Raw genomic sequence first — 19,845 nt, 5'->3', positions numbered from 1 at the left:
CAGCCTTCGGGCTGCTTTTTTTATGCCGAGGATTTAGGCCTGAATGACTTTAGATGAATGTTTGAGGCGCACGTTTTGAGCCGATAACTGTGAGGAGAAATGGCGCTCTATACTATAGATTAACTGAATGAAATTGGCTGTTGGATTTGCTTGGTTAATTTAACACTTGGGGTGCGAAATTTACCATGCTGATATAAATATAAAAACGAACGTTTAATTAAGTTGTTGAATTTAAAGGATTAAAAAGTTGGCATCGTATGTGCAATATATAAATTGTAACCAAAATGAACTGCTAATCCTCAAGGAGCTTATTATGAAAAGCGTAATTCTATCTACTCTAGGTCTTATTGTTGTAACTTCATCGCCAATCGCTGCTGCTAACACTTTAGACAGAGAAGAGTGGAGCTCAGATTTACGTCAGGACTTTTCTGAAATGAAGCATGAAGCTGTAGCAGATATTCAGCAAATGAACATAGACGCAATTGATGCGCGTGATGCTCGAATCGTGAAAAACATCAAAGATGAGCAGGCTCAGCTGGTAAAGGTGAAGTGCCGCAAAGGCGAAGCGAGCAAGTCATAACCTCCGATTGTGAACAATCAATAAAATTAAAATGATGTATCCAATACGAGTTCGACGCTAGTTAGCAGTAGGCGTTGACCTTGTTGCTCTACTTGCCAGCCTTTCAGGCTGGCCTTTTTGTATTTACCGCCTAATAAATGGCCGCCAGACAGAAAGAAAAAAGCCCGCAAAGAATTTCCTCTGCGGGCGTAAAAAGGGCACCAAATTGGGTGTCTATTCATTTTGGAGGTGGTCGAACGTCCATATAAAACTGACAATAGGCTTGGTGAAAGGCTTACCACCAGCGCGACCAACGGAGCTAAAGTTAACATTGTTGTAATCATTGTTAAAATGTTAATTCTTCAATCAATGATTTCATTATCGTTAGTCTGGATTGTGAATATGTTGTTCGACTGTACGCGCAGTGTGCATAAACTCAGTTTTTGATAACCAATTGACTCATAAATTGAGTTTTGCTTATTTGTTTTTGTTATATAAATTCGCTCTCAGTATGTTCTCAATCTTTCATATCTCAGATTAAGGTGACATAAAGTCCTTGCGTTTGTTAATGATGTGTTTTGTTTTTGCGCGAGAGCAGCAGCGTGTTTGAGTGGTAGGTTATGCTCTTAGGTGCGATGGAAATTAAAGCCAAGAAAGTAAAAGAGCAGCCTATTTCGCTCTTTTACTTTGTTAAGATTCGCTTGAGATGTTGATGGCTAATCCCAAGACAAAACCGTCCAATTGGCGTTATCTGCGCGTGCTTTTAATTGAGGGCATGGATTCACCAAATATGCGTAATCTGCGTATTCGCATAAAGGTAAATCATTGATGGAGTCGGTGTAAAAATGGACTTCAGAATAAGATTCTGGCTGAGAATCTAACCATGCTTTCAAGCGTATAACTTTGCCTTCTCGATAACTCGGAACGCCTGCAATTTCAGCGCTGTAGCTGCCGTGCTTCTCAACCAAATCAATTCCTAATGCGACGGGAATTCCTAATCGACGGCTGACCGCTTCGACTAAGAATGTCACGCTCGCAGAGATGATAACCATATCGATGTCATCGCGATCCAACTGTGCTATCAACGTTTTGGATTGCTCAAACTGCTTAGGCAGGATGTGGTGCTCTACACACTCTTCTACCAACGTATGGACGTGTGCAACGGGCATGTCAGCCAATGGCGCCATACAGAATTCTAGGTAGTCCTCCATGTCCATTTTGCCTTCTGCGTACAAGGCCATTAAACGCTGATCTTCCTCTATGAAGTTTGATTGCGTTGCTATGCCTTTTTCAACCAAAAACACATTCCAAATCATCGCACAGTCGGCGTTGATTAGAGTTTCGTCCATATCAAAGACGTACAAAGGTTTGGACATGTTAGGCTCTCACTGGTTGAATTTCATTAAGGTTAAACAGCAGCTCTAGTTGACTGCCGTTAGCTAGCAAGCGTTCGGATGAACGGTTGAGCAAATCGACCGTAAGATCGCACTCTTCGACGCACACTTGGTAGCGAATTACATTACCAAGCAGTTGGTGGTTTTTGATGGTTACCATCTGCGGTGCAGAAATATGGTTTCCGTATTGGCGACCATGCTCTTTCACGTAGATGGACTCTGGACGAATTGCCACCTTCCATTCGGTATCGATATTAAAGAGTTGTTTGGCTTTGTTAGCATCGACCAAATTGTAATGCCCCATAAACCCAGCCACAAATTCATTGGCTGGGTGAGTGTAGATCGCTTCTGGTGTGCCGGCTTGAACAATTTCCCCTTTGTTCATCAAAAAGATTCGATCAGACATGATCATCGCTTCTTCTTGGTCATGAGTCACAAAGATGGTAGTTAGGTTCATCTCTTTTTGTATATCGCGGATCTGTTGGCGAAGATGCTTACGGATCTTTGCATCCAGTGCCGAAAGCGGCTCATCAAGTAAAAGAATACGAGGTTTAACCACGAGCGCTCGGGCTAACGCCACACGCTGACGTTGGCCTCCAGAAAGTTGGTGGGGGTAGTATTTTTCTTTGCCTTTTAAGTCAACTAACGCTATGACTTTTGTCACTTCGCGTTGAATTTCATCAGAGGCGAGTTTCTTCATTTTCAAGCCAAAGGCGATGTTGCCCTCAACCGTCATGTTTGGAAAGAGCGCGTAAGACTGAAAAACCATACCGATGCCTCTTTCTTGTGGCACTTGGTGGGTGATCTCTTCGCCATTTACCCAAATTTCACCACCATCAACCGGATTTAAACCCGCAAGACTGCGAAGTAGGGTGGATTTACCACAGCCGCTAGGCCCTAAAAGCGTGATGAACTCGCCTTGTTCGGTAGCGAATTGAATGTCTTCAAATACCGTATTGTCACCAAAACGTTTGGTAAGGTTTTTTGCGGTTACGTAACTCATTATTTGACTCCTCGGCTGAAACGACTTGCCAACCAAGTCAGTAAGAAAATAAACAGGAAATAGGTCATCACGAGCGCAGATGTGAAGTGGCCGCTGGTTTGACGCATGTTGTACAAGTAGATTTGTAGGGTTTCGTAGCGAGTGCCAACCAAAATATTGGCGAACACGAACTCTCCTAGTAAGAATGAGAAGGAGAGGAACAACGATGCCATTAAACCTTTCTTTAAATTGGGCAAAATGATCAACAAAAAAGCTTTGGTCGTACTTGCGCCAAGCAAGTGCGCGGCGTCCATCAAATCATGTAAATTGATGGCTTCAAAGCTGTTGGAAATGGCGCGATACATAAATGGCAATGCGATGGTGAAGTAAGTGCCCACTAAAATCCAAGGTGTGCCTATGAGGGAGATTTCACTGTCGGCATAGAGTTGAAGAAGGCCCACAGACGAAACCACAGGTGGTACTGCAAATGGCAGCAAAATCAGGATATTCATCAGCTTGTCGAGTTTCGGAAAGTAGTAAAACACCACGAAAATCGCAGGCAGTATGAGAACAACACTCAGTGCTAGTGCTGAAAGGCCAATAAAGAGCGAGCGACCAAACGCCTGTAAGAAGCGAGGATCCGTAAGCAGTTTAATGTACCAGTCAAAAGTGAAACCATCAGGCAGAATCGTTGCGCCCCAGCGAGAAGAAATCGAGTAAATGAACGTCGCTAGAATCGGGATCAGCATGATTACGACGATGGTGTAAACGACGCTTTTATGGAATCGAGAATTTACGTCTTGCATGGTTTACTTCCTGCTTTTCTTAGCTGCGTAACTTTTGGCAATCAGCCACTGGTTAATCACCGTAATAAACGCCAACAGCGCCATTAAGATGACCGAGATGGCGGCTGCTAAATTTGGCTCTAGGAACAAATCACCAGACACCAAACTAGCTATACGAATGGTAATGACGTTGTAGTTACCAGAAGTGAGCGCATAAACGCTGGCATACGCACCGATCGCATTGGCGATCAAAATAATGAAAGTGCCAAACAGGGCAGGAGAAAGCACAGGCAAAGCCACTTTCGCCCAATATTGCGCAGTTCTTGCCCCCAACAGTGCAGCCGCCGCTTGCCAATCATCGCTCAGCGCATCAAAAGCGGGATAAAGCAGTAAAACCGCCAGTGGGATTTGGAAGTAGATGTAAATCGCCAGCAAGCCCCATTTGCCGTACAAGTCAAAATCACCGAGCAAACCATATTGTTTGAGCAACAACGTAATCGCGCCGTTTGTGCCTAAGATGATGATGAAGGCAAACGACAGAGGTACGCCTGCAAAGTTGCTGCTCATGTTGGTGAAGGCAATCACGGCGTCTCTTAGCTTACTGTTTACTCGGCGTAAGGAAGAAACCAACAGCATCGCAATGGCGAGCCCGAAAATGCTCGACCAAACGGACAGCCATAAACTGTTTCCGAATGCTTGCAGCATGAACGCAGAATCGAGTACTTCGATGTAGTTATCGAGAGCGCACTCTCCATCGTAGATAAAGCTGTTAAACAGCACCCACATCATGGGCGCGAGTTGAAATAGGTAGAAAAAAAGCGCAAAGGGAACCAGCCAGATTGCGGGTTTGATGCGCTTGAGCCAAACGCTTGTCGTTGGTTTCGCCGCGCGGCTCGCGCTTGGTGATAAAACAGAACTGCTCATAGTGCTAACAACGCTTGCGTGTAAGGTTTATTGTGGTCAAGGTTTAACAACTGACAAACCGTGCCACAAATCTCGGTTTGTTTAACGTGACACTCTTGATGTGTGAACTTGTCGCCAATCACAAACATCGGGACTTCACGCTCTTCAGGGAGAATACCGCCGTGAGAAAGATCGTTGTTCATGCCATGGTCACTGGTGACGATGATCTGATAGCCATCGGCCAACCATTGCACGATGTAATTGGAGAGAATGATGTCTGCACCACGTGCTGAGTTGCGGTATTGGCGAGAATCCAATCCGTGCTTGTGACCCATGTCATCAATGTTCATTGGGTGGATTAGTAAAAAATCAGGCTGGTGAGTGCGACGCAAATGTTCCGCGTCTATGAAAAGCGCTTCATCAGGATAATGATCCCAATGATAGAAACAGCCGTGCTGAATATTCATTGTTTCATCGTTCGTAAAACGATCGCGAATCGGCTCAAATGGGGCGCGGTTATAGAGCTCGCTCACCCAGTGGTAAGCCGCCGCCGCCGTCACTTTGCCTTGCGATTTTGCCAAACTAAAGATGGAATCATGATTCGACAGACGAACGATATTGTTGTTCACAATGCCGCTTTCTACGGGGCGAACCCCAGTTAAAATGCACTCATACAGTGGGCGCGACATTGAAGGGAGTTCACATTGCACGGAGTAAAGCGTGGCGCGCATTTCTGGTCGTGAGTGACCATGTTCTAGTAGACCGTTTAGGTAGCCCATACAATTGAGGGCTACCTGATAGTTCAGTCCATCTAGAACAACAAGGATAACCTTATTGCTCATGATAAATTCTCAATACTTCTTGGAGGGAGGTTACTGTTGGTGAATCAACACACTTTCTTGCCATTGACGCGGCAGCTTACGTGCTGATTTTTCCCATGCAGAGAAGTCGGTCACTGGGTGAACGTTGCTGTACTGGTCATTTGCAATCAGCTTGTCTTGCACAGATTTTGGCAGAGTAATACTGGTGCGAATTGGACGTGCGTAACCTTCTGCTAGGTTGATTTGGCCTTGGTCACTAAAGATGTACTCACGAGCCAATTTGGCTGCGTTTGGATTTTTCGCGTATTTGTTGATGATGGTTGTGTAACCAGAAATCACGGAACCATCTTGTGGAATCGTGACAGTAAAGCGCTCGCGGTCAATCTTGTCGCGGTAGTTCAGCGCGTTGAAGTCCCACATGATCGCCACTTCAACTTCGCCTTTTTCTAGGTTGGCGATGTTCGGATCGGTAAACGACAAGCGACCTTGTTTCGCCAGTTCAGCAAAGAACTTGATTGCTGGTTTAAGGTTCGATTCGTCACCACCGTTGGCAAAAGCGGCTGCCAAAACCGCGTTGTTCGCTTGCGCCGCAACGCCTACGTCTCCAACCGTCACTTTGTAGTCACCTTTGAGTAAGTCACCCCAAGTTTTTGGTGCGTCTTTGACTAGGTTGTTGTTTGAGATAAAAGAGATAGTGCCGGTGTATGCCAGCGCCCAGTGGCCATCTTTATCTTTCGCCCAATCGGGAATGTCATTCCAAGTGGTCGGTTTATACGGTTGAGTTACGCCTTTTTTCACGGCAACTCGCGCAAATGCAAAACCGACGTCACCGATATCTGCGGTTGCATTTTTCTTCTCTGCTTCGAATTTCGCGATTTCTTGTGCAGAGCTCATGTCAGTATCTTGATGTTTCAAACCGTAGTTTGATTGCAAATCAGCCCACGTGTCTTTCCAGTTTGCCCAACTGTCTGGCATGCCCACACTGTAAACCGAGCCTTCTTTTTGAGCGGCTTTTACTAGGGATTCTACATTGGCATCCGCTGAAAAAGCAGGCGCCGATAATGTTGCTGTAATTGCGGTGGCTGCAAGCAGTTTGGCAGGCACGGCAGTGGAACGGCTAAGCAAAGTTTTCATTGTCTCTATCCTTCTGGACTAGGTCAGTAAGTTCGCTTTTTATCCTATGGGTGGAATGTGACGGTTTGGTGCAGATAATTTGACAGTTATGATTCACTTCTGTGGCGTTTGTATTTCATTTGATGAAGAAGTGAGCAGTTTGACTTGTCATATTTCTGTTACTTAAGCCTCTTATCTTGTTGAGAAAATATCTATTGGACTAGGTCAGAATGAAAACAACAGGTGCGGGCCAGTTAGGGACGCAGTTAGGAAAAATTAAAACCAGCTTGAGACAGCAAATTCACACTGGCGTGGTTTCTCAAGGGCAAAAACTGCCTTCAGAAAGAGAGTTAAGTGAGCTGTTTTCTACCACCCGAATCACGATTAAAGATGCGTTAGTCTCGTTGGAAACTGAAGGGCTGATTTATCGAGAAGAACGCCGTGGTTGGTACGTGTCTCCTGAGCGAATCTGCTACAACCCGTTGTCGCGTTCTCACTTTCATCAAATGATTCGTGAGCAGCATCGGATTGCAGCCACCCAACTGGTCAGTGTGCGCAGTGAAATGGCGGCAGGGGATTACGCCAAAGCGCTTGATATTGAGCAGATGACGCCAATCCACATCATTGAGCGTTTGCGTTGTATTGATGGACGAGCCGTGCTGTTTGTTGAAAACGTTCTAAAAGCGAGTTTGTTCGATGGTATTTTGGCAGAGAATCTGACTATGTCGCTGACGGGCATTTTCCGTGAGAAATATGGCTACGAGACAATGCGCTCTCGATTCGATGTCATTCCAACTTCAGCGCCCGCACATGTGGCGAAAGCATTGAATCTGGCTGAAGGACAACCTGTACTGAAAATTTGTCGCGTGAACTACAAGCAAGATGGCGAGCTAATGGATTGCGAGTTGGAATACTGGCGACCTGACGCGGTGATGATTCGCATAGACAGCGTGGGATAAACAGCAGAATTAAAAAGAGCCCAATTAAGGGCTCTTTGCATTTTATGGGGTTGGATATCTAAACCAGACTTAAACCAAACCTTGATCCTTCGCCATTTGATTGGCAATGCCCGGTGCTTTCAAAATACTAGGTAGCAAAATGAAAGATACAGGAACTGCGGTAATCACAATGAAGGATTGCAGCGCAGTGATGCCGCCAGAACCCATAGAAATCAGCGCGATAGCCACAACGCCCATCATCAATCCCCAAAACGAGCGAATCACTGCGTTTGGCTCGGCAGAACCTGTCATTACCACACTGATGGTGTAGGTCATCGAGTCACCAGTCGTAACGATGAAGGTGGTGGTCAAAATCAAGAACAGCACCGAAATGATCATTGGAAATGGCAGTTCACCAGTGATTGCAAGCAATACGGCTGGAAGGTTGAAGCCTTCAAAAGCGGAAGAGATCAATCCCGGATTAGCGAGCTCGAAAGCTAAACCGCTACCGCCCACGATGCTGAACCAAAAACAGGTGATCAGCGGTGCAGCAATACTGATGGACAAAATCAATTGGCGAATTGTACGGCCACGCGAAATACGTGCGATGAAGATTGCCATCATTGGCCCGTAACCAATAAACCAACCCCAGAAGAACACCGTCCACCAGCTTAACCAGCCAGTGTCACCGCGATAAAGCGCCATCGGGAAAAAGTTATCAACCATGCGGCCTACGCCTTGCACATAGCCATCAATAATAAAGCTCGTTGGGCCAAAGAACAGGATGTAACCGATCAGCAGTACCGACAGGATGATGTTGTAACGGCTCACAAGTTGGATGCCTTTGCTTACGCCACTTAGCGCCGAAAGCGTGTACATCACGATGGCAGCGACAATCACCATGCTTTGGGTGATGAAGTTATCTGGGAAACCAAATAATGAGTTCAGCGCGTAGCTGATTTGCAAACCAAGAAAGCCAATAGGGCCGATAGTACCAGCGGCAACGGCGATGATGCTGCACGCATCCGCCAGGTTACCAATCCAGCCATGAATCGCTTTGTCGCCAAAGATTGGGTAAAGCAACGTGCGTGGTTTAAGTGGCAAGCCTTTGTCGTAGTGCAGGTGCATCAAGACGATGGATGAAAGGCAACCGAGAATCGCCCAAGCCAAAAATCCCCAGTGCATAAACGACTGAGATAACGCATTGATTGCAGAAGTTTTTGGTGAAGCTTCACCATACAAAGGTGGCGCTGTAACAAAGTGAGCAATTGGCTCGGCAGCAGCCCAAAAAACACCACCACCAGCGAGTAGGGTGCACAGTACAATCGACAGCCATTTAAATGTGTCGATGTCTGGTTTCGCTAAGCCGCCCAAACGTACATACCCTGTACGACCAAACGCGAGAGCCAAACCGATAAGGAAATTGAGAAGAAGCAATACTTGCCAGTAAGCTCCGAAATATTTTGTCGCAAACCCAAAGCCTGCGTTAACCATTGCGGTTAGAGATTCGGTGTTCGTCAATGCAAGCAGAACGAACAAACTGAGGAAGCTACCACTCAACCAGAATACTGGATTGGTGAGTTCGAGGCGTTTCAGTAGGGAAGGGGGATGAATGGCAGAATAGTCTGCTTCCTGAATAGGAGTATGGGGGGCGGCATTCGTCATATTTGACATAATTACTTCGCTTTTTAGGGCTCGGAAGCCGTGCATTTCCCCTCACATCAAGTCGATGAAAAGTGTGAGGATGTTCAAAAAGCCGCTGATGGTAACATGTCGAGATAGCGAATATAACCGTAGATTTAGATTAATTTTTAACACTTTAGCCAAGCCTCTGATTTTTTGCAGAGATTTTGACTGAAATTTTAGCGTGAAGTGCGCCGCATTTCGTTTGTAAATGACATTCCCCTTATTCTTGTAGGGACTCATCAGAATTACATTGAGCCAACCTGTTCTAATAAAAATTAAAGGTCTTACCCTATGGCTCAAATTGAACTCAACGGGACGTGGCAACTTACCTCACCACAGCGTCCAGATATCGATATTCCTATGAATTTGCCCGGCGATAATGTCTCGGCATTATTGCAAGCAGAGCTCATTCCCAATCCTTATTTTGCTGATAACGAAGCCAAAGTCCGCTGGATCGAAGCGTGTGATTGGCATATTGAACGACAGTTTGAAGTGGGCGACTCCACGCTGTGCGCTTCTCATATTTGGATGACGCTGACTCGCGTTGACACTTTGGCTCAGTTCTTTATCAATGGTGAGCGAGTACTAACTAGCAGCAATATGTTTGCCCAGCAACGTGTAGATATTAACCCGTATTTAAAACAAGGTACTAACACAATTCGGGTTGAGTTTGCGCGGGTGGATTTAGAAGGTATCACAAGAGCAAAAAAACTGCCATTTCCTATTCCATCGGCAATGGGCAACAACCAAATTCCACACATGAATTTGATCCGCAAAACACAATGCCATTCCGGATGGGATTGGGGCATTTGTTTGATGGTATCGGGTATTTACGACCCAATCCAAATCGATGTAGTGACCGACATTTGGTTAAAAAATGTCTCAACCGAGCAGCAATGGCAAGCCGATGGCAGTGTGATTTTAGACGTGCTGGTGGAAGTGCAAACCGACAATCAAAGCCATCATGTTGTCGTCGAATTTGATGGCGAAGTTCAATTCATTCAAACCGAAGGAAGTGGTCACTATCACTGCCAGTTCCATGTTCAAAAGCCGCAACTCTGGTGGCCAGCAGGTTACGGCGACGCGCATCTGTACACCATTTCGGTTGGTTGTCGTGAGCAAACGCTGTCGCGCAAGATTGGACTTCGTCAGTTGAGCTTAAATAGTCAGGCAGATGAACATGGCTCTGCGATGGAATTTATCGTCAATGGCACGCCTATTAATGCCAAAGGTGCGAACTGGATTCCTGTCGATGCGATGCCGGGGCGAGAATGTGAACGCCGTTATCGAGACCTACTGCAAAGTGCGGTTGATGTCAACATGAACATGATTCGCGTGTGGGGCGGCGGTCAGTACGAGAGTGAAACCTTTTATAACCTTTGCGATGAACTCGGTTTGCTGGTGTGGCAAGACATGATGTTCGCCTGCTCGTTGTACCCATCAAACGACGAGTTTTTAAAAGACGTAGAAGAAGAACTTCGATTCCAAATTCCGCGCCTTAAAGCGCATCCTTCCATTGCACTTTGGTGTGGCGATAACGAAGTGATTGGTGCCATTGGTTGGTATGACGAATCTAAGCACAACAAAGTGAAATACACCGTCAATTATGACCGCCTCAATCGCATGATTGAACAAGTGATTACTCAGCAAGATGATTCGCGCCGCTTTTGGCCGAGCTCTCCCTGCAATGGCGAGTTGGATTTTGGTGACGCATGGCACGATGATAGCAAAGGCGACATGCACTTTTGGGATGTATGGCATTCGGGTAAATCATTTAGCGCGTATCTAAACATTAATCCTCGTTTTTGCTCTGAATTTGGCTTCCAATCTTGGCCGTCTTTTGCGGAGGTGAAGCAGTTTGTACCCGAGCGAGACTGGAACATCACTTCACCAACGTTCGAGCAACACCAAAAGAATCCTCGTGGTAACAGCATCATCACTGAGATGTTTACTCGTTACTTCCGTTTTCCATCGGGCTTTGAGCAGATGTTGTATTTGAGCCAGGTGCAACAAGCGATCGCCATCAAAACCGCGTGTGATCACTGGCGCGCGATTTCTCCAATTTGTCGAGGCATGCTGTATTGGCAGCTCAATGACAACTGGCCCGTCAGTTCTTGGTCAAGCTTGGAGTACAGTGGCCGTTGGAAGCAGTTGCACTACCATGCGAAGCGATTTTTTGCGCCGCAGTATTTGGTATTTTCCGAGCATACAGGCAAGTTGAGCCTGCATTTACTCAATGATGCCAAAGAGCCAGCAAGCGTCAATGCTCAGCTCAAGTGGGTAGATTGGCAAGGGGAAGAAAAGCAATGTTGGCGCTTAGAACAAACGGTCATAGCAGACAGTAATACGATTTTGTGGCAATTGGATGAATCGTTTGAGAAGGATGAACTTACGTCAGGCTTCTTCTATGTTGAAGCGCAAATCGGTGAAGACAGAATAAGCAACACATGGTTTTGCACTCATGAGCTGAAAACGTTGCCGATGGCGAAAGCCAATATTGATGTCTCGATTGAGGGCAGCCAAATTACATTGGTTGCGGGTAAGCCTGCTTTCTTTGTGCATGTAGAGTGTGATACCCAAGGTCGTTTTAGTGATTCCAGCCTCACTCTTCTGGCGAACCAGCCTGTAACGATTGAGTTTTTGGGAGACGATCTGGCCGCGATGTCGGCATCATTACGGGTTTACCATTTGATGCAGTAAACACAAACTCAACGTTGTAAGGGGGCTTCCATGCTCCCTTTGTTGTTTCACACTAGAGCAAATTACGTTTTGCCCACGTGATGGCCTGCATGCGGTTTTTGACTTCGAGCTTACGGAAAATACTATAGAGGTGCGACTTTACCGTGTGCTCACTGACAAAGAGCGAGTCGGCAATATCAAGGTTTGAGCCACCCTGACACAGTGCGGAGAGCACTTGCAGCTCACGACGGGTCAGTTCCATTTCGAGTTTCGTTTCTAGCTCACCGACGGTATTATTTAGGCTCAATAGGTAGCCAATCAGTTGATTGAGAATATCGCGAGAGAGCCAATTCTCTCCGTTCAAAATGCCTTTTAGCCCCATCATTACCTTGTCGAAATCATCCTCAAAATAGAACAAACCTTTCAAGTTTGACCAAGTGAGTAAGCTCTCGATCCGCAGATTCGGTTCTGCGTTGACCAATACGGTCGCATCTACGTGCTCTAACTCACTGAGTGTTTGTTTGACCTCCGGCAATTCAGGGAGAGAGCTATCGACTATCGCTACATAGTGTTCATCGCGGGTGCTAGGTAAATTGACGTCAGCGCCTCGGGTTAAAAGTACGGGTTTTTCTAGGTTCTGTTCAATAGCGGTTTGCAAGCCGCGACCTTGAATGTTGTTGAAGGTGAACAATAAGACGGTGTTGTTGGTTGTGTTGGTATTCATCATCAATGAACCTCCTGTCGAGACTGCATAAACTCATTTCCTACTTGATGAAAGCGATAGAGCACCAGGTCTAACAGCCCATCAAAGCAATATTTCACCATGGGGTTTCCGAAGATTTGTGTGGCGGGGGCTCTAAAGAACGTAACTCGCCGATGTTGATAGAAGTCCCGAATAAAAATGTCGAAGAGAAGTTGTTTAATCACGGGCTCATGAACCGGGAAATGGATGATCGTATTTCCCATGACTTGGAGAATGTCGGTGACTAAGTACTTCAGTATCGAGCGCCCTAAATGCCAAAAGCTGAGAATCCTAAATTCAGACCTCAGCTCTTGATAAATCAAATGGCCAACCAACATGCCTTCACAGTAGTAGAGGCGGGCCTTGCTGGGGGATTCATTGAATTGATTGAGCGTGTCTTCTATTCCGCCGGGCGTGATCAGTTGTTTGTGCACGGCGTTAATTTGCTCATACTCCGTCAAACTGATTTGGCTAAGGGCGCAATTTTTCACATCGGTTACACGGTATTCGTAAACAATGTCTTTAAAGCTCAAATAGATGCTTTTGCTTTGTGAAGCTTTGACCCGTTTGTATTCGCTGGAGGTGTATTGATACTGCTTGCCGATGTAGTGAGCGAAAGCAAGCCGCTTGAGCAAACTGGGCGTTACTTTACCGCTTTCCCACTGGCTTAGTGTGGGTTGATTTAAGCTTTCAAAAGCGCTGTAACTTCGGGCTAGCTCATCCGCTAATTGGCCTTGAGTTAACCCCCTTTCCTTTCGAATAGCAGCCACTGCATGCGAAAATTCTAACTTACTAACCATATATCTACGTCCTGAAATTATTATATTTTTGAGTGCTTCTCAGCGGCTCGGACCGAGCCAAAACTTTATGTTCTTGATCTTTTAGTGAGGTACATCATTTGGTCAGCATGTTGAATTAAGGAATCGCTACAGCTTCCTTCATGAGGAAAGCGAGCCATACCAACACTTAAACCGATGTGAACGTTTTGAAAATGGATAAAAATGGGTGCACTGCATGCGTGATGCAGCAAAGACTGAAATTGTTCTAACTCCTTGGTGTCTTCGATGTTTGGCAGGCACAGAATAAACTCATCGCCTCCGATGCGTGTCGCGAACTGGCCGTCGTCTAACAGATGCAAAATACGTTGGGCGGTGATCTGCAACACCTTATCTCCGGCGTCGTGACCAAATTCATCATTCACGGCTTTAAAGCCATCAAGATCGATGTACAACAGAGTAAACGGTTGGGCACGTTGAATCTGTTGTTCGATCAGTTGATTGCCTTTAAAGCGGGAATAGCACCCAGTGAGCTCGTCGATTTCGAGCAATCGTTCAAGCTTTTCCACCTGTTCATATTGTGTTTGCCAAATGCCATGCCAATAACACTCGATAGAGCGTAGCCCTTTGTAAATAAACAGGTTGAACAAAAATAAAAACGTACTTTGAATGAAAAATTCTTTTAAAGCGTGGAGTTTAAAAGGGTCATTCCCTGCCGTTATCAAATCAATGTAAAAGCAAAAAGTCATTGATAAGGCGTAGGTAAAGAACGACCAAAAAACACCGAACTCAACCATGGTCAAAAGTAGGTTGATTGTCACCAACGACGAAAAAAGAAAATGCCCGCCTAAGAAAAAGTACAGGTAAAAAGTGAGGGTGTAACCGAGGATTAGGGCAATGACGACAGATTGATGTTTTTGCTCGAGCGTGAAAGTTCGACTTGCCCAAAGGTAAGTAAAACAAGTGCTCGCGGATAACACGTAAGGAAGGTATACAACAAGATTAACCCCTCTGATTGCACAAGCGAATAGGGTAAAAATAATCCCCAAACTTGTAGAGCGCATGTAGTAGCGCGTAAAAATTTTGGTGAACTGCGTTCTGTCCATCGTTATGTCTCTTAGGAACAGCAAATAATGAGCAGTCAGGGAGAGAAGTCTGTATGGACTGAGTGTGAATGGAGGACGGGAGAAACACAGAAAGTGCGCCGCTTAGGTTGGGAAATGCTGGGCGCATATGCTTTCTCGGGCGTTGTTCTCGTCTGCATGCGACACTGCATTTCATAAAGTTGCTCGATACCTACTGCCGTTTTTATAAACTATTCTATGAGGCAGCATGGCATAAAACTATACGGTTTTCGGGAAAATGCTCCGATCTCAATATGTCCGCATAAAAAGTAGGTTAAAAGCCAATTTATTGAATAAAAGCTAAAACTTAAGTGTTAGGTGGGTTGAGATAAATGGTTTTAAAGTTAAGGTTTCTACCTAAGCTTTTGATGAACGCGGTAGCCAACAACATAGCCAATGTAGAATAACGCAGCGAGCGTAATGAATGCTGTGACGTAGGCAAAAATGCTATTCAGCCCTAGCCCGAAAGCCAGTGTAAATGCGATGCCGTTCACTGCTTCTGCAGGCATCATGTACCAATCAGCATGAACGGAAGATCCGAATAGGAGAAATGTGCAAAGTAAAACGATCGTGCCGCCGAGCAAGCCGACCCATCTGCTGTTGTTCATGTTGTAATCTCAGGGGTTACCGAAGTAACGTAACAAAATATTTCAGAGCCGGCATTATACAACCGAGAGAGGGTATAGGTGGTAGAAATATTTGCCTCACAAACTAAGTGGCCTCTTTTTAACCGATTTAACGGCATCCGTTATGATGCAAAGGTGTGAGGCTTGTAAGAAACCTAACCTTTGGCATTCGTTTCGGGTTGTGCTTCTGGTTGTAGCGTCCAATCACCACCAAGTGATTTGTAGAGCGCAATCGTAGCTTGTGCGGTTTGTAACTTTGCCGCGACTTGCTGATCTTGCATCATGCGTTGCTGACGTTGCGCATCTAAAACTGATAAGTGATCAATCAAGCCTGCTCGGTACAGTGACTTGGCTTTGTTGACGGCGTTATTGGTGGCTTTCAATGCATCATCGATTCGGCGCTGATTTTCTTGGCTGCGACCATAAGCAAACAGCGAGGATTCGGTTTCTGCCAAAGCCGCCTCGACCGTATGTTGATAAGACAATGTCGCCGAATCAAAACGCGCTTGGTTGATGGCTTCAATTGCCTCGCCACGACCCCCATCGAACAAGTTCCAGCTTACGCCTGCCGCGCCCATCCAACCGAAAGAATCGCTACTGAAAAGATCGTCAAAGCTTGACGCAGACAACCCCGGAGCGCCCGTCAAAAAGAACTTCGGATATTGATCAGCAACGCTTGCTGCTAACTCTTCATTGAGCGCGGCCATTTCGCGCTCTGCTAAGCGAATATCGGTACGACGTTTCAACAGATCGGAAGGTAAACCGACCGGCACCATGTCCTGCATGACAGGTACACTATGCTGCTTAGACAGGCGAATTTCGACTTGCGTTAGCGGCTCGCCAAGCAGCACCGCTAAACGATGTTTGTGCGCTTGTTGGGCAATCTCTAACTGCGGAACGAGCGATTCCATCGCCGCAAGCGTGGCCTTTGCTTGGGCTAAATCGAGATCAGAACCGTAGCCGCTACGCACGACTTTTCCGACGAGGTCGAGTGTGCGTCGTTGATCTTCTAAGTTCGACTTTGCCAATTCAAGGCGCTCACTCGCGCCTTGGTATTGCAAGTAGTTGTGAATCAAATCCGCTGTGATCACCGTGTTCAAGCCGCTTTGATAGATCTGAGCTTGTTCGAGACGAATTTGCGCCGCGTTCGCTTGGCGGTCGATGCGCCCAAACAGATCAGCCTCCCAAGCTATACTCGCGCCTGCAAATACGCCATCGTGCTGATTATCCATTAGGGTGACGTTACCAATTTGAGGTGGCAGACCCGACACGGAATCACTGAGTGGATTCAATATCGGACCGAGTGAAGAGTCATTTTTACTGAACTGATAGTTCATGTAACCCGCACCGAGATTAATTGTCGGTACCTTGAATGACTCCACCATGGTTTTATAGTTGTTGGCCATTTTCACCCGCTCGGCCGCCACTTTCAGCGGAATGTTTTGGCTCTGCATGTCTTGAACCATTTGATTCAACACCGGATCGTGAAACTTAGTCCACCAAAACTCAACGGGTTGTGAATCGGTACTCAACCCTGCATTTTCGGCGTTCAAGTAGGTTTCTGCCATGCTGGTGGTCGGTGCTTGGTAGTCGGGGCCCACTGCACAACCTGCTAAACTTAGGGCTAGAACGACAGGCGTTAGAATGAATTTTTCCACGATGACGCCTCCTCTAGCTCAGCGTTGGTTTGTGTGGACGGTGCTTTTTCTTTATAAGCAAGGCGATACAGCGCAGGCATGACAAACAGTGACAATATGGTTGCGGCCGCCAAGCCTCCGATGATGGTTGCCGCCATTTGGTCAAACAGCAGATCTGACAGCAGCGGGATCATGCCGAGCGCAGTCGTTAACGCACCCATAGAAATGGCCATAGTACGGTTGACCGTGGCTTCTTTGATCGCGTCAGACAAGCTCTTGCCATTTGCGCGTTCGAGCTCAATTTGATCCATTAGTACGATGCCATTTTTGATGATCATCCCGGTTAGTGTGATAGCTCCGATCAGCGCCATAAAGCCAAATGGTTTATCGAATCCAAGCAGAGCAAACACAGCCCCTGATGCTGCCAGTGGTAGCGTTGCGAGGATGATGATTGGTTGCTTAAAGCCGTTGAACATCGCGACTAAAATGATCACCATGATCAGCATTGCTTTTGGTTGCTGCTTCATGATGTCGGTGACCGCTTTGTCTTCATCGTAATATTCGCCTCCCCATTCCATGCTGTAACCCGCCGGAAGTTGGATAGCTTCAACCTGATCTTTAATGGCATTTCTTACATTCGCTGGTGTGGAGTCTCGGCTCACACCCGCTTGAACCGTGATGGTTTTCACGCGGTCTCGTCGCCAAATCATGCTCTCTTCGGTGACCAGTTCGAATCCATCCACCACTTGACCAAGTGGAACGCTGTTAAAGCCAAGTAGAGAGCGCACAGGTAGCGTTTCTAGTGACGCCATGTTTTGTGATGTGCCACGTAACTGAATTGGAATCAGCTCATCATTCAGGTTCATTTGTCCGAGCGGCATGCCGTCTGATGCGCGTTTTAGCGCGAAAGCGACATCGGCGCGGTTAATTCCTGCTTGACGCATTTTGTCTTGGTTTAGAATCGGCTTGAGCACTTTGCTTTCTTGGCGCCAATCATCGCGAATGTATTTTGCATCAGGGTTTGAAGCAAAAATCGTTTTCGCTTCCGCCGCTAGTTGATGTAATACGGTTTCATCCGGACCAGAAAAACGCACCTCAACCGCGAACTTATCTTTGGTTGCCAGCTTCAGCGCTCGAAAGCGAGGTTCGGCATCCGGAAACGCCTCTTTCAGCCAATCATCACCACGCGTCACCAAGTAACTAATGCTCTCGTAGTCTTTGGTGTTGATCAGAATCTGCCCGTAGGCAGGGTCGAGCGGCTCAGGCTCTACCGTTACCGAGAAGCGAGGTGCACTGGTGCCGACATAGCTAGAGATACTTTCCACTTCTGGTTGTGCGACCAACCATTCTTCAACTTTGCGCATGTCTGCCGAGGTTTGTTCAATCTTGGCACCATTGGGTAGCCAGTAATCGAGAAACACAATTGAGCGATCCGACTGAGGAATAAAGTTCACGGCCACATACGGGATTGCCACGGCGGTGACTAAAATCAACGGAACCAAAGCGGCTAATGCTTTACGCGGGTTGTCCACCGTCCAGAATACCAACTGTTTATAACGGCTCGGTTTAGTCTCTTCGTTGTTAGCTTTTGGCTTGATGAACATCCACGCCATTAATACCGTAAACGTCATCGCGACGATCCATGAAAGCAACAGTGACGATGCCACAATGTAGAACACAGAGCTCGCAAACTCGGCGGAGTCGGTTTTGGAGAACAACACTGGGCTTGCGCCCATAATCGCGATGACAGTTGCGCCTAAAAGTGGCACAGCGGTTTCTTTGACGGAATCAATCGCGGCGCGAGTTCGCTCGATACCTTTGTTGAGCTTAGCGATCATCATATCGGTGATCACAATGGCGTTATCCACCAACATGCCCAGTGCGAGAATAAACGTACCTAGCGAGACACGGTGCAAATCGATGCTGGCGATGTTCATGTATACAAGCGTGAGCAAAATCGTCAGGAGCAAGCTTGCGCCAACGATGGTTGCACTCTTAAAACCCATGAAGACCAACAACACCACAAAAACAATCGCGACACTTTCAAGCAGGTTGCCAACAAAGTCGTCGATAGACTTTTGTACTTCTTCAGGTTGATAAGCAACGGTCGAGATGTCGACACCCAGCGGCAGCGTTGCCTGGTAGTTAGCGATGATGTCTTGAATCGTATCGCCAAGTGACACCACGTTAATGCCTTGAACTGGGCTCACAGCCAAGGTGACAGCGGGCTCTCCGTTGTAGCGGTTTTCTGCCAATGCTGGTGTTTGATAACCCATGGTGATGTCGGCGATGTCACCAAGACGAATCAACCCCGAGCCAAACTCGCCGGTGCCACCATTGATGATTAAATTGCGAATGTCTTCTAGAGACTGAAACTCACTGGTTTGCGCAATACGAATACGCTCTGTACCCGCATCGAATTTTCCCGCTTCGAACGTGCTGTTTTGTGTGCTCAGTTGGTTCCAAACTTGTGCGATCGACAAACCATATTGAGCCAAGCGCTCGTCTGGCATATCGATATGTACAACGCGAGGTTGAATGCCGTGTAGCTCGATCTTTTTGATGCCGTCGACGGCTTTGATTTGGCGTTGCAGCTCTTCGGCGTAGCGACGCAACTCTTCTGGCGCAGCATCTGTGCTGTGGATAGAGAAAAGCATACCGTAGACTTCAGAGAACTCGTCTTGTACTACGCTGATCTGCGCGCTGGAAGGTAGCTGCAGTTTTACATCGTCCACTTTGCGTCTCAATAAGTCCCATTCCTGCGGAAGTGCTTTGGAGTTAAGGCTCTCTTTGAGGTCAACAAAGACCATAGACAAACCTGGGCGAGACAATGAGCGCAAGCGATCCAACTCCGCCATTTCCTGCAATTTGGTTTCCACGGTATCGGTGACTTGGTGCTCGACTTCTTCGGCAGATGCACCCGGATAAAGGGTCACGACTACCGCAGTTTTTACTGTAAAGCTCGGGTCTTCCAACTTGCCTAAGTCGAAGTAAGAATAGATGCCAGCGATCACGCTCAATACGATAAAGAACAGAACGAACTTACGTTGGCGAATCGCGAATTCAGCTAAATTGATCAT

17 protein-coding genes are annotated in these 19,845 nt (G+C 46.7%); 3 read left to right on the top strand and 14 right to left on the bottom strand.

The window, feature by feature from the left end; translation table 11 throughout:
- Positions 1-313 precede the first annotated feature (313 nt).
- Positions 314-580 (top strand): hypothetical protein, encoded by a 267-nt coding sequence (locus ACF8EG_RS04055; protein WP_069504892.1) that lies wholly within the window; start codon positions 314-316, stop codon positions 578-580.
- A 26-nt stretch (positions 581-606) separates the two neighbouring features.
- On the opposite strand, the gene ACF8EG_RS04050 is transcribed toward ACF8EG_RS04055, so the two are convergent.
- The 7 genes from ACF8EG_RS04050 to ACF8EG_RS04020 all read right to left on the bottom strand — a co-directional run bounded on the left by ACF8EG_RS04050 (position 607) and on the right by ACF8EG_RS04020 (position 6,578).
- Positions 607-750: a hypothetical protein gene (locus ACF8EG_RS04050; protein WP_005464162.1), complete on the bottom strand. Its 144-nt coding sequence runs from the start codon at positions 748-750 to the stop codon at positions 607-609.
- Between the two features lie 525 nt (positions 751-1,275).
- A complete protein-coding gene (locus ACF8EG_RS04045; protein WP_069504890.1) occupies positions 1,276-1,935 on the bottom strand; it encodes an HAD family phosphatase in 660 nt (219 codons plus the stop codon).
- 1 nt (position 1,936) lies between these two features.
- Positions 1,937-2,956 (bottom strand): ABC transporter ATP-binding protein, encoded by a 1,020-nt coding sequence (locus ACF8EG_RS04040; RefSeq protein ID WP_069504888.1) that lies wholly within the window; start codon positions 2,954-2,956, stop codon positions 1,937-1,939.
- Positions 2,956-3,741 (bottom strand): ABC transporter permease, encoded by a 786-nt coding sequence (locus tag ACF8EG_RS04035; protein WP_069504886.1) that lies wholly within the window; start codon positions 3,739-3,741, stop codon positions 2,956-2,958. The genes ACF8EG_RS04040 and ACF8EG_RS04035 overlap by 1 nt, the downstream gene beginning before the upstream one ends.
- Before the next feature lie 3 nt (positions 3,742-3,744).
- Entirely contained in the window at positions 3,745-4,644 is a 900-nt protein-coding gene (locus ACF8EG_RS04030; protein WP_031850913.1) for an ABC transporter permease subunit, read from the bottom strand.
- Positions 4,641-5,465 carry an alkaline phosphatase family protein gene (locus ACF8EG_RS04025; protein WP_069494287.1) on the bottom strand — a complete coding sequence of 275 codons (825 nt, stop codon included), beginning with the start codon at positions 5,463-5,465 and terminating at the stop codon, positions 4,641-4,643. Before ACF8EG_RS04025 ends, ACF8EG_RS04030 begins: the two co-directional genes overlap by 4 nt.
- A gap of 30 nt (positions 5,466-5,495) precedes the next feature.
- On the bottom strand, positions 5,496-6,578 hold the full coding sequence (locus tag ACF8EG_RS04020; protein WP_005464148.1) for an ABC transporter substrate-binding protein: 1,083 nt from the start codon (positions 6,576-6,578) through the stop codon (positions 5,496-5,498).
- A gap of 209 nt (positions 6,579-6,787) precedes the next feature.
- Here ACF8EG_RS04020 and ACF8EG_RS04015 point away from each other — a divergent pair, with 209 nt between their 5' ends.
- Entirely contained in the window at positions 6,788-7,516 is a 729-nt protein-coding gene (locus tag ACF8EG_RS04015; protein ID WP_069504884.1) for a UTRA domain-containing protein, read from the top strand.
- A 69-nt stretch (positions 7,517-7,585) separates the two neighbouring features.
- Here ACF8EG_RS04015 and ACF8EG_RS04010 read toward each other — a convergent pair whose 3' ends face one another.
- Complete coding sequence (locus ACF8EG_RS04010) at positions 7,586-9,169, bottom strand: BCCT family transporter (protein WP_005483978.1); 1,584 nt, start codon at positions 9,167-9,169, stop codon at positions 7,586-7,588.
- 303 nt (positions 9,170-9,472) lie between these two features.
- Between ACF8EG_RS04010 and ACF8EG_RS04005 the strand changes: the two genes are divergently transcribed.
- Positions 9,473-11,881 (top strand): glycoside hydrolase family 2 protein, encoded by a 2,409-nt coding sequence (locus ACF8EG_RS04005; protein WP_069504883.1) that lies wholly within the window; start codon positions 9,473-9,475, stop codon positions 11,879-11,881.
- Positions 11,882-11,933: 52 nt separating this feature from the next.
- Here the strand turns inward: ACF8EG_RS04005 and ACF8EG_RS04000 are convergent, their stop codons facing one another.
- The 6 genes from ACF8EG_RS04000 to ACF8EG_RS03975 all read right to left on the bottom strand — a co-directional run bounded on the left by ACF8EG_RS04000 (position 11,934) and on the right by ACF8EG_RS03975 (position 19,845).
- On the bottom strand, positions 11,934-12,587 hold the full coding sequence (locus tag ACF8EG_RS04000; protein WP_069504881.1) for a LuxR C-terminal-related transcriptional regulator: 654 nt from the start codon (positions 12,585-12,587) through the stop codon (positions 11,934-11,936).
- A complete protein-coding gene (locus ACF8EG_RS03995; RefSeq protein WP_005479824.1) occupies positions 12,587-13,402 on the bottom strand; it encodes a helix-turn-helix domain-containing protein in 816 nt (271 codons plus the stop codon). Before ACF8EG_RS03995 ends, ACF8EG_RS04000 begins: the two co-directional genes overlap by 1 nt.
- A 65-nt stretch (positions 13,403-13,467) precedes the next feature.
- Complete coding sequence (locus tag ACF8EG_RS03990; protein WP_017447948.1) at positions 13,468-14,484, bottom strand: GGDEF domain-containing protein; 1,017 nt, start codon at positions 14,482-14,484, stop codon at positions 13,468-13,470.
- Positions 14,485-14,855: 371 nt separating this feature from the next.
- Complete coding sequence (locus ACF8EG_RS03985) at positions 14,856-15,110, bottom strand: hypothetical protein (protein ID WP_011106259.1); 255 nt, start codon at positions 15,108-15,110, stop codon at positions 14,856-14,858.
- A 173-nt stretch (positions 15,111-15,283) separates the two neighbouring features.
- Positions 15,284-16,786, bottom strand: coding sequence for an efflux transporter outer membrane subunit (locus ACF8EG_RS03980; protein ID WP_069504879.1), 1,503 nt, complete (start codon positions 16,784-16,786; stop codon positions 15,284-15,286).
- Entirely contained in the window at positions 16,768-19,845 is a 3,078-nt protein-coding gene (locus ACF8EG_RS03975; protein ID WP_069504877.1) for an efflux RND transporter permease subunit, read from the bottom strand. Before ACF8EG_RS03975 ends, ACF8EG_RS03980 begins: the two co-directional genes overlap by 19 nt.

The organism is Vibrio sp. YQ_11, assembly GCF_043103065.1.
Classification (GTDB): Bacteria; Pseudomonadota; Gammaproteobacteria; order Enterobacterales; family Vibrionaceae; genus Vibrio; species Vibrio parahaemolyticus.
This window is presented reverse-complemented; position numbering and strand designations above follow the sequence as displayed.